The 15,744-nt window shown below is 40.4% G+C and carries 10 protein-coding genes; 4 read left to right on the plus strand and 6 right to left on the minus strand.

The genetic code is table 11. From position 1 onward, the window contains the following. Nucleotides 1-122 precede the first annotated feature (122 nt). Nucleotides 123-1,730, plus strand: a complete 1,608-nt coding sequence (locus tag I6F66_RS08405) for a FapA family protein (protein ID WP_197209092.1) — start codon at nt 123-125, stop codon at nt 1,728-1,730. Nucleotides 1,731-1,770: 40 nt separating this feature from the next. On the opposite strand, the gene asnA is transcribed toward I6F66_RS08405, so the two are convergent. Beyond that, nucleotides 1,771-2,766: an aspartate--ammonia ligase gene (gene asnA / locus I6F66_RS08410; RefSeq protein ID WP_197209093.1), complete on the minus strand. Its 996-nt coding sequence runs from the start codon at nt 2,764-2,766 to the stop codon at nt 1,771-1,773. Between the two features lie 197 nt (nt 2,767-2,963). Here asnA and asnC point away from each other — a divergent pair, with 197 nt between their 5' ends. Genes asnC through recG form a run of 3 tightly spaced genes read left to right on the plus strand, consistent with a single transcriptional unit; the run spans nt 2,964 to nt 6,290 of the window. Beyond that, a complete protein-coding gene (asnC, locus tag I6F66_RS08415; RefSeq protein WP_197209094.1) occupies nt 2,964-3,422 on the plus strand; it encodes a transcriptional regulator AsnC in 459 nt (152 codons plus the stop codon). A 41-nt stretch (nt 3,423-3,463) separates the two neighbouring features. Continuing rightward, nucleotides 3,464-4,150, plus strand: a complete 687-nt coding sequence (gene trmH, locus I6F66_RS08420) for a tRNA (guanosine(18)-2'-O)-methyltransferase TrmH (RefSeq protein ID WP_076925783.1) — start codon at nt 3,464-3,466, stop codon at nt 4,148-4,150. Between the two features lie 58 nt (nt 4,151-4,208). Beyond that, nucleotides 4,209-6,290: an ATP-dependent DNA helicase RecG gene (recG, locus tag I6F66_RS08425; protein ID WP_197209095.1), complete on the plus strand. Its 2,082-nt coding sequence runs from the start codon at nt 4,209-4,211 to the stop codon at nt 6,288-6,290. 149 nt (nt 6,291-6,439) lie between these two features. On the opposite strand, the gene I6F66_RS08430 is transcribed toward recG, so the two are convergent. From I6F66_RS08430 to I6F66_RS08450, 5 genes are all read right to left on the minus strand, one after another. Beyond that, entirely contained in the window at nt 6,440-8,572 is a 2,133-nt protein-coding gene (locus tag I6F66_RS08430) for an alpha-galactosidase (protein WP_197209096.1), read from the minus strand. 324 nt (nt 8,573-8,896) lie between these two features. Then, nucleotides 8,897-10,375: an SLC5 family protein gene (locus I6F66_RS08435; protein ID WP_197209097.1), complete on the minus strand. Its 1,479-nt coding sequence runs from the start codon at nt 10,373-10,375 to the stop codon at nt 8,897-8,899. Nucleotides 10,376-10,427: 52 nt separating this feature from the next. Next, nucleotides 10,428-11,189, minus strand: a complete 762-nt coding sequence (locus I6F66_RS08440) for a SapC family protein (protein ID WP_165728312.1) — start codon at nt 11,187-11,189, stop codon at nt 10,428-10,430. A gap of 12 nt (nt 11,190-11,201) precedes the next feature. After that, nucleotides 11,202-12,728 carry a tryptophan halogenase family protein gene (locus tag I6F66_RS08445; RefSeq protein ID WP_165728313.1) on the minus strand — a complete coding sequence of 509 codons (1,527 nt, stop codon included), beginning with the start codon at nt 12,726-12,728 and terminating at the stop codon, nt 11,202-11,204. Between the two features lie 192 nt (nt 12,729-12,920). Further along, nucleotides 12,921-15,668, minus strand: coding sequence for a TonB-dependent receptor (locus I6F66_RS08450; RefSeq protein ID WP_165728314.1), 2,748 nt, complete (start codon nt 15,666-15,668; stop codon nt 12,921-12,923). Nucleotides 15,669-15,744 lie beyond the last annotated feature (76 nt).

The following is a 15,744-nucleotide window of genomic DNA, read 5'->3' on the forward strand; positions in this document are numbered from 1 at the left end:
CCTTTATTTTTCGCTCCACACTTCGTTTTATCTGACTTCTTGACTCAAATGTAAATTTCTAGCAATCTGTAGTTGTGTTTTAAAAAACAAACTTAACTTAAGTAGTAAAAAAGGATTAACTCGTGTTTAAGCTTGCCAACAATGGAAATGTTTTACTTGATGTAAAAGAGCATATTCCTCCCAGCGCTGCATTTATTTTAGAGGCTCTCGAAAAGTCAGCTTTTTGCGACTGTAAAATAGATCATGACGCTATTAATGATTTTTTTAAAAACGAAAACACACAACAAACTCTCGTTGTAGCAACAAAACACAATGCCACTTTAAATGTAACAATTAGCGACGATAAAATGCTGGCCATTGGCGAGCTAACGCTTGCCCAAGGTGGAAAGTTATTAAGCTTAGAAGATGCAAAAAAACAACTCGTTAAAGCAGGTATTGTACGTGGGTATAAACAAGCTTTTTTAGAACAGCTGCTACAAAAACAATCTGAACACTCTGCGGGATCTGTCGTTAAGGGGATATTAGCTAAAGGTAGGCTCCCAAGCGATGGTTTAGCCACTAAACTAATAACAACCGTAGAGACTTTAAAAGACCGTTTAAAAGCGCCCAAGCTCAAAGAAGATGGCAGTGTGGACATGCGCGACTTTGGCAAGCTTGCAAGCGTAGAGCCTGGCTCTGTGCTTATTCGCCAGCAACCAGCAACCCCCGGTAAAGAAGGCTTTACCGTAATAGGTGACATACTGCCCGCAAAACCCGGAGAAAATAAACAATTAGTGGCAGGCGAAGGCACTGAAATATCAAAAATGAATCCGCTTGAGTTAGTCTCTACTATTGCTGGTGTTCCGGTTGAAATTAATAATGGTATGCGTGTCGACGATATTTTTACCATTTCAGATGTAAATGTAAAAAGCGGCCATATTGATTTTCAAGGCAGTGTTATTGTTACTCGCAATATAGACCCAGGGATGAAAGTAACTGCCAAAGGCGATATTACTATATTTGGCACGGTTGAATCTGGCGAGCTTACCGCAGGCGGAAACATCACGGTTAAACAAGGCATTATTGGCCATCAAAAAATGGATAGTAAGTCACTTTCTTGCAAGCTAATTGCGCTAGGTGATATTCATGTATCTCACTCACAGTATTGTTACCTCGATGCAAATAATATTTTTATTGATCGCCAAACAAGCCATTGTGTAATAAAAGCTAAGCGCTTACTGCAAGTAGGCCAATCCGACTTACCTAAGGGTAAAATATTTGGTGGTGAAATACTTGATGCAACAACTCTCATTGCTGGCGAAATAGGGAATGAATCAGGCGCTAAAATGATTATTAACCTAGCGGCTTCTGGCGCTGAAATAACAGCGGATACTGATAATTGCTTTAAAGACTTAGCTAAAACAGATGCACAATTAGATACGCTGCAAGCAGCGCTAGAAAAAACTGATTTAGTGAAGGATGCCGAAAAGAAGAAAATATTAATTACTAAAATTGGAGCTACTCAGAAACATTACTGTGAGCAAGCAGAACTATTAGAAAAACGTCTTTCAAACTTAGATCATGACTTACACGATTTACTTAGCGACGCTAATTTAACGGTGAATTCTGTTTTGCATTCAGGCGTAGAGATTCATATTTTTGATAAAGTGCTAAAAACAATCCGTAATTACCCTCCTTGCAACGTTAAACTTTTGAATAACAAAATTGAAATAGAGTTTAAAACAAGCTAAGAACTGAGTGCTCTATTGAGCACTCAAATTAATTCATGTTTTAAAGTAAACCGCTTACCTCAGCATGTGTTTGCTGCGGCCATACACCCACTTGTACTTGGCCAATATGCTGCTTTTGTAGCAATAGCATAGCCAAGCGAGACTGCCCTATTCCACCGCCAATTGTTTGCGGGAATTTACTTTGTAGTAGCGCTTTGTGCCAATTAAACTCTAAGCGGTCTTCATCCCCTGTTGTACTTAACTGCGCTTTTAAAACCTCAGGGCTTACACGTATACCCATTGATGATATTTCAAATGCATCTTCAAGTACTGGGTTCCATACTAAAATATCACCATTTAAACCCATGTATTCATCGCATGTTGGTGTAGACCAATCATCGTAATCAGGGGCTCTTATATCATGAATTTTGCCATCTCCCAGCGCGCCACCAATACCAATTAAAAATACAGCACCATATTCTTGTGCAATAGCTTTTTCGCGTTGCTTAGCACTAAAGTCAGGATACATTTTACGTAGCTCTTCACTGTGCACAAATTTTATGTCGCCTGGTAAAAATGGCGTTAAACCATAAGACTCACTTACAAAAGCTTCCGTCTCTTTTATCCCTTTATAAATAGATTGGACAGTTTGCTTGAGCGTTGCCAGCGAACGCTCTGTGGTTTCGTTAATTACTTTTTCCCAATCCCACTGATCAACATATACAGAATGAATCGGGCTTAATGAGTCTTCATCTGGGCGCAAAGCCTTCATTTGAGTGTAAATCCCCTCACCAACACTAAAACCATACGTTGCCAGTGTTTTACGCTTCCACTTAGCCAGTGAATGGACCACTTCGTAGCGGCTATCTGTAATCGCTTTCACATTTACAGCAACTGCGTTTTCATGGCCGCTTAAGTTATCTTGCGTGCCGTCGCCTACTTTGGCCAAAATAGGGGCTTGAACCTCAATAATCCCAAGCTGGGTTTCTAGTTGCTGTGAAAAAAATTGCTTAACTTTACTTATTTGCTGCTGTTGCTGCACATAGTGTGAACTCATAATAATTGGCCTCATTCCCAGTTATTGTTACTTGCTTAATTGTTAAAAAGCGCTTCAACCAGCGCCTTTAATGAGGTTAATGTAACTATTTAAAGAATTAATTCAATATCCCATAACAAAAATAGCTTTAATATATAAAAATCATTAATTAAGTGGTATAAAAACCATATATTCGATAATTTCATGAGAAAAATATAATGGAAAATTATTTAATCGATAATCTCGATAAACAGATACTTCATGCGTTAATGGCAAATGCCCGTACTGCGTACGCCGAATTAGCAAAAAGATTCAATGTAAGCGCTGGGACAATTCACGTAAGAATTGAAAAAATGAAGCAAGCAGGGATCATTACAGGAACGCAATTAACGATTAATACTAAACAGCTAGGCTACGATGTATGCTGCTTTATAGGCATTAACTTAAATAACGCACGTGATTACCCACAAACACTTATAAAGCTAGAAGCATTGGAGGAAGTGGTAGAGGCTTATTACACAACAGGTAACTACAGTATATTTATAAAAGTAATGACAAAGTCCATTGATCACTTACAAGGTGTGCTAATTAATAAAATACAGGCAATAGAAGCAATTCAATCGACAGAAACACTTATTTCTCTACAAAACCCAATTAGCCGTACGGTAATGCCTTAACTGTAAAAATCTCGTATAATTGCCGAAAAAAGAGGATAACCATGCAGCAAACTCGCTATCAAAGAATCGAAGACGTACTTTCGCGCCGTCAAACAGACTTAACCGTGTGTTTAGAAGACGTGCACAAACACCATAACTTATCTGCAATAGTACGAAGTGCTGATGCGGTTGGTTGCCATCACGTACATGCTGTATGGCCTGAAAAACAAAAATGGCTAACAAATAATACCTCTGGTGGCAGTAAAAACTGGCTAGAAACGCACCTACACAGAAACATTGATGATGCCGTAGTGGCAATGCGTGAACGCAATCCAGAAATACAAATACTCGCGACTCATCTATCAGAAGATGCCGTTGATTTTAGAGAAGTAGATTACACCAAGCCAACGGCTATTATTGTTGGACAAGAAAAAACCGGGATATCAGAAAAAGCCCTAGAATATGCCGATCAAAATATTATTATTCCGATGCAAGGTATGGTGCAATCGCTTAATGTTTCGGTTGCTGCTGCGCTAATATTGTTTGAAGCACAGCGCCAACGTGAGCTGGCTGGTCTATATAATAGAGATATGCTGAGCGCCGAAGTTAAGCACCCACTTTATTTTGAAGGCTGCCACCCTATTATTGCAAGACAGTGCAAGCAAAAAAAATTACCTTATCCTGCACTTGATGAAAACGGCGAAATAGTCGCTGACGAGCAATTTTGGCAAGCTTTAAAACATACTTGATGGACTAAAGCTCTGTAAGTACACTTAACTGACTCACAAATAATAAGATTGGTACAATTTGTCTAAACCTAGCTTAAATCAATACCCAATTACAGAGCTCAAAGGGGTCGGCCCAAAGATGGCTGAACGTTTGTTAAAGCTAGGTATTTTAACTGTGCAAGATATGCTTTTTCATTTGCCACTTCGCTATGAAGATCGCACTCGCTTATATGCGATTAGCGAGTTGTCACTTCACAGCCACGTAAGTGTTGAAGCAACAATTGAAACAAGCCAAATTACGTTTGGTAAAAGGCGCATGCTTGTTTGCCAAATCAATGACGGTACGGGCAGGCTAACATTACGATTTTTTAATTTTACCGCTGCACAAAAAAATGCATTTAGTGCCGGTAAAATAATACGTTGTTTTGGTGAAATACGCCGTGGCCGCGTTGGCTTTGAAATGAGCCATCCTGAATACAGCATCAGCGATACTTCTAACGAACAACCAGTAGCTACAACGCTTACGCCCGTGTATTCAACAACCGAAGGTTTAAAGCAACTATCGATTAGAGCTTTAAGCGAACAGGCTATTGATTTACTACATAAATACTCAGTAGAAGAACTACTGCCTTCACAGTGGCAGCCATCAAATATGCCACTAAGTGACGCCTTATTATTACTGCACCGCCCACCTAATGATGTTGATGTAACTGCATTAGAGCTAGGAACTCACCCTGCTCAACAGCGCCTGGTATTTGAGGAGCTACTTGCTCAAAACCTCAGCTTATTAAAAGTGCGAGAGCAAGGACAACAAGTTAAAGCCGTAGCATTAAATCCGGTAAACACATTAGAAAGCCAATTTTTAGAACAACTTCCTTTTGCACCCACAAATGCACAAAGCCGCGTAGTTGCTGAAATTAAAGGTGATATGCAACACGCATATCCTATGATGCGTTTAGTGCAAGGTGATGTAGGTTCAGGTAAAACGCTGGTAGCGGCACTGAGTGCACTAACCGCTATTGCGCAGGGCTTTCAAGTAGCTTTAATGGCGCCAACTGAGATTTTGTCAGAGCAACATGGGGTTAATTTTACTGCTTGGTTTAATCCGCTCGGTATTTCAGTTGCTTGGCTTGGCGGTAAAACAAAGGGTAAAGAGCGCGTAGCAACACTTGAAAAAATCGCCTCTGGTGAAGCGCAAATGATTGTAGGTACTCACGCTTTATTTCAAGATGAAGTTAAGTTTAATAACTTAGTGCTTATTGTTATTGATGAACAACACCGCTTTGGTGTCCACCAGCGTTTATCACTGCGTGAAAAAGGTAAATTTGGTGATTGCTATCCTCATCAACTAGTTATGACCGCAACACCTATTCCACGTACGCTCGCGATGACAGCCTATGCCGACTTAGAAACCTCGGTCATTGATGAGTTACCACCTGGGCGTACGCCAATTACAACAGTAGCACTTCCTGATACGCGCAGAGACGATATTGTTGCTCGTGTTAAATTAGCGTGTAACGAGCAAGGCCGACAAGTTTACTGGGTGTGCACGCTTATTGATGAGTCTGAAGTACTGCAGTGCCAAGCAGCGGAGGACAGCGCACTACAATTAAAAGAAGCACTACCAGAGCTAAACGTAGGTTTAGTACATGGCCGAATGAAGTCAGCTGAAAAACAAGCCATTATGAGTGAGTTTAAAGCAGGTAATATACATGTTTTAGTGGCTACGACCGTTATTGAGGTTGGTGTTGATGTACCTAACGCGAGCTTAATCATTATAGAAAACCCTGAGCGCTTGGGATTAGCACAATTGCATCAATTACGTGGGCGCGTTGGCCGTGGCGCTACGGCATCGCATTGTGTGCTTTTATATCACGCACCGTTGTCTCACACCGCTCAAAAGCGATTAGGAGTACTACGCGATAGTAACGATGGTTTTGTGATAGCAGAGCGCGATTTAGAAATTCGTGGCCCAGGTGAAGTACTCGGTACAAAACAAACGGGTTTAGCCGAATTTAAAATTGCCGATCTTACCCGCGATAAGCACATACTCAACCAAGTTAGGCCAATTGCACAGCAAATGCTTAAGCAACATCCAGAGGTTGTTGATCCGCTAATTCAGCGCTGGTTAGGTAATAAGCAAAATTACGCGCAAGCGTAACCACTCTATTTTCGATATTTTTGAGTCTACTAAGTTAGCGATGCTAAATTAGAGGTGCTAAATTTATTCGTTAGCATTTTGAGGATATAAAAAAGTCAGCCCTAAACAATATAGAGCTGACAATACATATCATACTAATTATATTAAATTTAAGCTTTGTTAAGCTCAAAAATAAGTGATGTTTGCGGGAATGAAATTGGCATTTGTAAGCCAAACTGCATTAACGCTTCACCTGTAAATGCTTGACCATTTACCGCAGCAATAGAAGACGGACGATACTCTTCAAATTTAACCGGCCACACTAAATTAAGTGTGTACTGCGCATCGGCATCAAGGCCAACAAAACGAAGCTTATTAGGCGCTGTACGCGGTGTTTCACGTACGCTGTTATAAGCAAACAACGCTTTTGATTTTTGCTCGTCGATTAAACCAAAGTTAATTGATAAATCGTCGCTATCAAGGCGGTACAAATCGGCGCTATGAATAAACTCACGATGCTCTTTATGAAGCGCTATTGCCGCTTTAAGGGCATTGTATTCATGATCGTTCAGCTCACGTGGGTCCATTTCGATTCCCATGTGGCCAAACATTGATACCGCAGCACGCATTTCAATACTTACATTACGCCCTGTGATATGACAATCACGCGGACCTACGTGTGCCCCCATAACCGACGATGGGAAGAAGAACGAACATCCACGTTGTATTTCAAGGCGATCAAGCGCATCGTTAGAGTCTGACGTCCATACACGGTCGGTGTGTGCAAGTACGCCGTAATCTACACGTGCACCACCTGACGAACAGCTTTCTATTTCAAGCCCAGGATGCGCCGCTTTAATACGGTCAATTAGACGATAAAGTGCTAATGTTTGCTGGTGTACTGCTGGCTTACCATCAAAATTACCCGCATGATTAATATCGCGGTTCATATCCCACTTAATGTATTTAATAGTTGGGTATTCAACTAAAATGTCGTCAATCGCTTTGTATAAGTACTCAACAACTTCTGTGCGAGTTAAATCAAGCACTAGCTGATTTCTAAAGCTTAACTGTTCGTTGTTCTCAGAACCTAAAACCCAATCAGGATGTGCACGATATAAATCGCTATCTGGGTTAACCATTTCTGGTTCAAACCAAATACCAAACTCCATGCCTAAACTGTTTACATGGTCGATTACTGGCGATAAACCATCTGGGTAGATTTTGTAATCTACTGTCCAATCACCTAGCCCAGCGTTGTCGCCACGGCGACCTTTAAACCAACCATCATCAAGTACAAAACGCTCAATACCTAACGGCGCTACTTTGTCGGCTAGTTGCTTAAGCGTGTCTACGTCGTGATCGAAGTATATGCCTTCCCATGTGTTGTAATGCACAGGACGTGTTTTTTCACGCTGTGCTTGGCTAAGTAAATTAGCTTTAACAAAACGATGAAAATTACGAGAAAGCGCACTAAAACCTTCACTCGAAAACGAGCCATAAATGCTCGGGCTTTGATACGTTTGACCTTTAGCAAGCGTAAGCTCACCAGGTAATAATAACTCACCCATTTGCACGTAACGACGACCTTCAGCTAAAAGCTCTGCGCGTAGTTTATTATTACCACTCCAACCTAAATGAAAGCCGTAACATTCGCCGTGCTGCTCGCCTGCATTTTCGTTATGCACTAATAAACCAGGAAATACATCGTGTGATGTTTTACCTTTACGGTTTTCACGTACAAAGCTGCCTAAGACTAAATCAACTGATTGACGTTGAAATTCGTTTGACCAACGACCTTCAAAACTTACTATTTTACTTACGCTATCTGGCAGCTGGAATGTTGGCGCCGCGCAAAAGTTAACACTTAATGGCGAATCGCCTAAATTAGTTAATACGGTATGCGCGCTCAATACGTCAGTGTTTTTATCAAGCGTGATGCTGTGCACTACTTCAATACCACGAAGTTTATCTACACTTACAAATTCAAGTGTTGCAGCTGAAGGCTCACGTACTTCTTGAAGTTGTGGCCCTACTGACCATGCGATTGAATCATTTACTAGCTCAAGCCCTGGCGCACCAGTAAAGCCCTCGCCTAATAACGGAGATAGAGAAATAGGCGCTTCTTCAACCACGGCACATTTTACTTCTTGGCGGGTAGCAAGCTGAGTTAGCATTGTTTCTGTTGTTTGCTCAGATAGGCGTTTACCAAAGTACAGTAACGCCGGTGTTTTGCTCTGGCAGTCGAAAATAACGGTGCTGTTTACACTGTCTAATCGATAAAATGATTTAGTGTCGGCCATGATTTTCCTATCCTCTTGTTCATTGTGTGAGTTATAAATATAACGAAAGTAACTTAGTGATACTAAGTATTAATGTGTCTCTCGTTCTTTGAGGCACAATCTATCAGATGGTGACATTCAATAATAATAGTATATATCATATAAATTGGATTTTGATAGTCTTTACATCGCAAATAGTTAGATAAACTCACTGGAAGTACCACTGTAGCAAAAAGCTATAAACCAACCTTAACTTTAAAGTGCTGTTACTAATTTCTTATACATATAAAAAAATCGGCCAGAGTTGTCCCATGACCGATTTTGTCAGCTTAAATTATTTATACGTTATTTTTGTACTTGTGCTTGTCCTGCATCATCAAGTTCAGATGTTTTACCTGCCCATTGTGCATTCAAACCAAACACCACTTTATTTACTATTAATGCAAAAGCCACACATACAATCAGTGTAATTGGCATTAAGTGAATGTAATGAATATCAGTATGTAGTGGTGAGCTTGCAAATGTAAGCATGCCGTACATTACAACACCTAAAATTACTGCTGCAATACCCGCACGTGCATCAACATTTTTAAACAATAATCCCACTACAAAAATAGAGAATATAGGCATACTTAGTAAGCCATTTAATTGCTGTAGTAAGTTAATAATACTATCTGCTTGCTGATAAATTGGTACAAGTACCAGTGTTAAGCTTGTTAGTAGCAATGTTACGTAACCACTTAGCTTTACAACACTTGGCTCTTTATTAAAATATGCTTCGTGAATGTCACATACATACAATGCGGTTGCTGAGTTTAATAAGCTGTTGTAAGTAGACAGTACTGCTGCAGCCATTGCCGCTGCAAATACACCGGTTAACCATGCTGGCATTACATCACCCACAATTCGACCATAAGCGGCGTCGCCAATATCACCATAAAGCTTAAACGAAATAATACCCGGTAATACCACGATTGCAGGGACGATTAAAAAGCGAATACCCGCCGCTGCAAATATACCTTTTTGCGCTTCTTTAACATTAGGCGCTGCCATTGCTCGCTGCGTAATTGTTTGGTTAGTACCCCAGTAATACATTTGAATGAAGATCATACCGGTTAAAAGTGTTGGCCAAGGAATAGGTGAATCAGCATCGCCAATTAATGTTAAACGTTCTTCTGGAATACCCGTAAAGTCATAATCAATTGCATTAAGTGCTAAAAACACCACTAAAACAGCCATACCGAGTACAAGTATACCGTTGTAAGTATCCGATACTGCAACTGCACGCAGACCACCAAAGAAGGCATAAACAGCACCAAGAATGGCAAAGGCGGTGGCAATATACATAAGCGGAATATCAACTTTAAACATGGTTTGCATAAACAGCGCACCAGAGTAGATTACCGCTGGCATATAAATAAGTGCATTACCTAAAAAGAACAACCCACCAATAACAGCGCGAATATGCTTGTTGTTATAGCGCTTTTCTAAAAGCTCTGTGGTGGTTGTACAGTTGTATTTGTAATAAACAGGGATGAATACTTTGGCTAAAATAATCAACCCTATAATAGCGGCAAGCTCCCACCAAACAAGCAAAGCCATTTGGTTACCATTCATACCTACAAGTTGGTCAGTACTTAAATTAGTTAATGTGATTGAACCTGCAACAAACATCCAAGTAAGGCCACCGCCCGCTAAAAAATACTCTTTGGTTTGGCTTTGTCCGTTATTACGATTTTGGCCTCGGCATTTCCAATAAGTAAGGCCACCAATTAAAGCAGTGACAAAAACAAAAACCACCAGCTGTAAAATGTTATCTGACATGTGTGTGTCTCCTGCGCGTTATGCGCAATGTCTGGGTAATAAAAAATGCACGCTACAGCGCGTGCGCATCTCGACTTAGTTCTAACTTAATCTGCTTTAAAGGCATAAGTTCGGGACGTTGGTTGTGCAGCTTTACCAATGCATTTAACTGAAACAGTGAAATGAGCATGCTGTTAAGCACACTTAAGTAACCCTGCTTTTGTAGTTCTGCAATGGTATTGCTATCTAATGTTTGCAGTTTGTCTTCATCAACGGTGCTCAAACCTTGAATGGTTTGGGTTTCGCCTTGTTCAAACTGCAATACAATATCTATGTTTTTAATGAGTCCTAAACGCGCAACTTCTTGGGTAAATTGATACGTTTGGTAATCATTTTTTAAATCGCTTTCTAACAACTTTTGCTGTGCACTTAAAAATAAACTTGGGTTACCTTTAGCATCAAATAGTGACTCACCCTGCTCGGTGTTTACGGCTAAGCTTTGCTCATCAATCGCAATAAAATAATCGCTACTATTTGCTTCTCGAGTCATTAAGTAAAGCGGCTGGGTTTGCATGCATACCGGAGTGTAAAGTGCCTGCCATTGGTTGTTATTTACCAATAGACTTTGCCCAGCACTAAAGCTTGTTAACGCTGATACTGTATAGCTGCCATTTTGTGCGTTACGTGCTAAAAAAACAGGTAAATCGCAGGCTGCTTTTGCTATTTCATTTGCTCTTAAATTAACTAAATGCTGTGTTTTTGCGTATTCAACAGCGGCATTGGGGTTAATTTTTAATGTTTGGTGTTTGGTGTTTACTAGTTCACTAATAGCCATAGTTACACATCCTTAAACTGGGTTAGCTGCTAACCACTGCTCTATAAAAGCACGGTGCGGTGGTAAAGTTTGCAACATCTGCTGTGTAAGCTGGCTGTTACGTTCTATTATTTGTTTAGCTTGCGCGTCTTGTGAATACAAATACGCTTGTTTAGTAAAGTCAGGCTTAAAGCCCATACCGTACAAAACATACTGATAGCTGGCGGCTGGAAATAACTCTAATGCGCCATGAAAATCTTGAATAAGCGGGCCACGGCTTCCCCAAAGAAGTAAGTCTTCTTGCAGGGTTTCTGGAATAGTATCAGGCTGTACATGTGCTTGCCAGTAAGGTTCTGGGCGCTTGGTTAGCATGTAATGTAGCTTTAAAAAGTCGATAATACGCTGCCAACGATAATCCATCTGCTCATTAAAGCGCTTAGCTACAATAGGCATTACTTGGGTATCTGCTGGCATATGTTCAGCAACAAAGCGTGCTGAAATTTCAACAAGCATAATGGCGGTAGCTTCAAGCGGCTCTACAAACCCTGCCGACATACCAATGGCAACACAGTTTTTATGCCAAAACTTCTCACGGTATCCTGATTCAAAGTTGATTTTACGGGCAGTTAAACCGTTTGCTGCATCTCCTAAATAGTCTCTTAGGTTTTGCTCTGCTTCATCGTCTGATAAAAATTTGCTTGAATAAACATGCCCTACACCTCGGCGGTGCGTTAAACCAATATCCCAAATCCATCCAGCGTTTTGCGCTGTTGCTATGGTGTGGCTCGCCAAAGACTCATCGTTTTCATCGTAAGGAACTTGCATAGCCAATGCGCTGTCGTTAAATAGCACGTGGTCCATTTTTTTAAACGGTACGTTAAGCGCTTGGCCTAATAACAATGATGAAAAGCCAGTACAGTCTATGTATAAGTCGGCATTTATGGTGCGGGTTTGATCTTTTAGAGTAAGCTCATTTATTGCACCATCGTCATCAAGCTTTACCTGATCAACAGTACCAATAATATGATCTACACCAAGCTTACTTTTACAATGCTGTTTAAGCATTTCGGCAAAAGCGCCGGCATCTAAGTGATAAGCGTAATTACAATTACCTTGATATTCACCTTGCGATATACCTCTTGGGGCTAAGCTTGCTTCGCAAATATCATGTTGAAAATTTGTTTGCTGTGCAAAGTCTTCAACATTATCTAAATAAGGGGCTAAATCTATACGGCCGTAGCCTAGCGGTACAGTAAATGGATGGTAGTAAAAGTCATTATTGCCATGAGTCCAATTTACAAACTTTCCACCTTGTTTAAAAGTGGCATTACAGGCTTTAAACACGTCAACTTCACGTAAACCAATTTGCTGAAGCGTGTTTTTCATCGTGGGCCAGGTACCTTCACCTACGCCAATTGTTGGAATGTCTGACGATTCAACCAATATCACTTTTAAGCCGTCACCATTTTGACCTTGGTGATACGAAGCTATAATTGCAGCGCTCAGCCATCCTGCTGTACCACCGCCAACTACCGCTACTGTTTTTATTGCTTTATTCATAATGGACTACTCTTTGAGTATTTTTGATAACGTTTTATACAACAAATGCCCGTTAGGGCATTTTGATTTAATGTAGTTTCATTTTAGCCAATTAGGTTAACTAACATACATTACTGCTAAATCAACCTAATTGGTATTAGCACCAAAGTGCTGCAATGAAACAAGAGGCGAGAAATTCGCCTCAAGCATTAATTAAAACGATCCGCGAATACCAAACGCGTAACGTGAGCCATTATCTTCAACCGAATAGATTTGGTTAGCAAAACGACCCGTTTGTACTAACTCTTCTTCAGTGATGTTGATGCCTTCAGCAAAAATAGTGAAGTTTTCGTTAATATCGTAGCTTGCACTAATATCCCACTGACCGTAAGTTTCTACGTTCACTGGTTCACCGTTAAAACCATTATCAACTAAGCGTAAAAAACCTTCACGGTTGTTAAATGCAACACGTGCTTGCCAGTTATCTTGCTCATAAAATAATATTAAGTTTTGTGAATCGCCTAAACCTTCAAGTGCAAATGTTTGTGTGGTGTCTGCACCTACGCTAATGTCACTATCTACGACAGTCGCATTGGCTATAATACCAAAGCCATTTTCAAATATGTGCGTCACACCTACTTCGTAGCCAGTTACTTTAGCTGACTCACCATTTTGAGGGCGAGTTACTGTGTATATTTCTGAGCTACCATTAAGCTCATCATCTGCTTGACCTGTACAAGTGGTACACGCAAAACCAGGACCTGAGCGGTCAGCCATTTCAAATGTTTCTTCACCTGTTAGCGTAACAATAAAGTCATCGACTTCTTTACTAAATACTGCAAAGCTAAATAAGTTAGCGTCGTTGTAGTACCACTCGTAAGAAATATCCCAGTTTTCTGACTGGAATGGCTTAAGTGCAGGGTTACCACCATTTGCTGTTAAGTTTTGACGGCGTGGCTCGTTAAATGTAGTAGCAGGAGATAATTGAGACATCGTTGGACGAGTAATACTGTCGTACGTTGCAAAACGTAAAATCATATTGTCTTGCAGCTCTAACTTAACATTCAAAGATGGTAGTAAGTTTGAGTAGCTAGTGCCCTGTTCAATGTTCGTTGCTGGGCCAAATACGTTAGCAAATAATGTTGCATCAGTTGTTGGCACTACATCGCTAATAAAGCTTTGTACTGCCGCTACTTCAATATCAGTTTCTGAGTAACGTGCACCTAAATTAACAGTTACTGGCATATCAGCTAGGTCAAAACCAAGCGTAAAGTCCATGTATAAGCTAGTGATATCTTCGTTAATTGTGTAACGGTTATTTTGTAGTGTTGGCTCTACTGGGAAACCTTGATCGGCTAGGTAATCAAGCATTTTATCACCGTCGTAGGTGTAGAATGTATCGATTAAGCCTGGGAAGTAGTTGCTTGCTTGGTAAGCTTCAAAATCAATTGCATCAAGTGGTGCTTCAGTACCGTAACCACAGAACTGACATTGGGTACCATAAACTTGGAAGCTTGATTTTTCACGCTCTTGACGATAAGCACCAAAGTTAATGCGATCTACTGGGCCTTTATCTGGCACGTATTCAAAATCAGCTTTTACTTCAGTAATTTCATCTTCATCAGTAAACTGTAGACCCACTTCGTTATAGTGAAGGCGGGCAAGGCTTGGATCTGGCAATGAACCATTTTCAAAGCCATCATGCTGTACAGTAGGAATACTGCCTGTACCGTCAAAAGTATAACTATTAATAATACCGACAACGTTAAAGCGGTCAGTACCTGCACGGTCGTTTTCGGCTGTTGAACGAGATACATCAAATTTTGCTTTTAATGAATCATTTACTTGCCAATCAACGTTAATACCAAATGCTTTATTAGTTACATCACGTGAGTTACGTGTATGTGATACAAAGTCACTTGCAGGGTCGCCACTTGGCGCACCCAAACCAACGTCTTGAGAGAAAGTTAAAAGAGTGCCTGTTTCTGGATCAATCGTTGCGCTACCTACGCGGTCTGGTTCAAACCAAGAGGCTAAATCGCGTACTGTTGAATCAACTTCAAATTTTGAAATCATACCATCAACAGTAATCGTAACATCGTCAGATGGTGCGTATTGCAATACTAAACTTGCGTTTGTACGTTCACGGTCTTGCTCATCAACAACTTGATCCCAGTTACGCGGAATGTAGGCATTTTCAAACAATACACCATCTGTTGGATTAGAGATTGTTTGGCCGCCGCGCCAACCTGCCGTTAAAATTTGGTTATTTTGAAGTTTACGTTGTTGATTAGTGATGGCAAAAAGCACACCTAACTTATCATCGTTAAACGTATTACTTATTAAGAATGATGTTGATGGAGATACTTCTTCAGAAAGGCTTTCGTACATACCTTTAACTGAACCTAAAATATGTAAACCACCAAAGTCAAAAGGACGTGCTGTAGTTACGTTAACCGTACCACCAATGCCGCCTTCTTGAAGTGTTGCTGTATTACTTTTATAAATATCAGCACCGGTGATTTGGTCTGCTGCTAATACATCAAAATTAAATTCACGACCTGCACTGTCTGTCGCAATTTGACGACCATTAACAAGTACAGTATTAAATTGTGGACCAAAGCCACGAATAGTTACCGCTTGGCCTTCACCACCACTACGGTCAATTGCTACACCTGTAATACGTTGCAGAGATTCTGCTACGTTTAAATCAGGAAATTTACCAAGATCTTCTGCTTTAATCCCGTCTGTAACAACATTAGATGCTTTTTTATCTAACATTGATGAACGTAAACTGCTGCGGATACCCGTTACTGCGATAACTTCAACATCTTCATTTACTACTGTAGGCGTATTGCCTTCAGCGCCTTGAGCTGCAACGTTTCCGCTTGCCAATATGCCTGTGATAGCAATACTGATCGCGGTTTTCTTGTTGAACGATAACTTATTGTTAATTATCATTTTTTAAAAACTCCTGATTGTGTGTAGTCGTTGTGTCGTTGTGGTAGTGCATATAGTTTCAAATACTATTTATATT

The sequence above is a fragment of the Pseudoalteromonas sp. NZS100_1 genome (assembly GCF_015864285.1).
Classification (GTDB): domain Bacteria; phylum Pseudomonadota; class Gammaproteobacteria; order Enterobacterales; family Alteromonadaceae; genus Pseudoalteromonas; species Pseudoalteromonas arctica.

Excerpts from the sequence above, each read along its gene's own strand:
- asnA (WP_197209093.1), bottom strand. The coding sequence starts at position 2,766 with ATGAGTTCACACTATGTGCAGCAACAGCAGCAAATAAGTAAAGTTAAG.
- asnC (WP_197209094.1), top strand. The coding sequence starts at position 2,964 with ATGGAAAATTATTTAATCGATAATCTCGATAAACAGATACTTCATGCG.
- trmH (WP_076925783.1), top strand. The coding sequence starts at position 3,464 with ATGCAGCAAACTCGCTATCAAAGAATCGAAGACGTACTTTCGCGCCGT.
- I6F66_RS08430 (WP_197209096.1), bottom strand. The coding sequence starts at position 8,572 with ATGGCCGACACTAAATCATTTTATCGATTAGACAGTGTAAACAGCACC.
- I6F66_RS08435 (WP_197209097.1), bottom strand. The coding sequence starts at position 10,375 with ATGTCAGATAACATTTTACAGCTGGTGGTTTTTGTTTTTGTCACTGCT.
- I6F66_RS08440 (WP_165728312.1), bottom strand. The coding sequence starts at position 11,189 with ATGGCTATTAGTGAACTAGTAAACACCAAACACCAAACATTAAAAATT.
- I6F66_RS08445 (WP_165728313.1), bottom strand. The coding sequence starts at position 12,728 with ATGAATAAAGCAATAAAAACAGTAGCGGTAGTTGGCGGTGGTACAGCA.
- I6F66_RS08450 (WP_165728314.1), bottom strand. The coding sequence starts at position 15,668 with ATGATAATTAACAATAAGTTATCGTTCAACAAGAAAACCGCGATCAGT.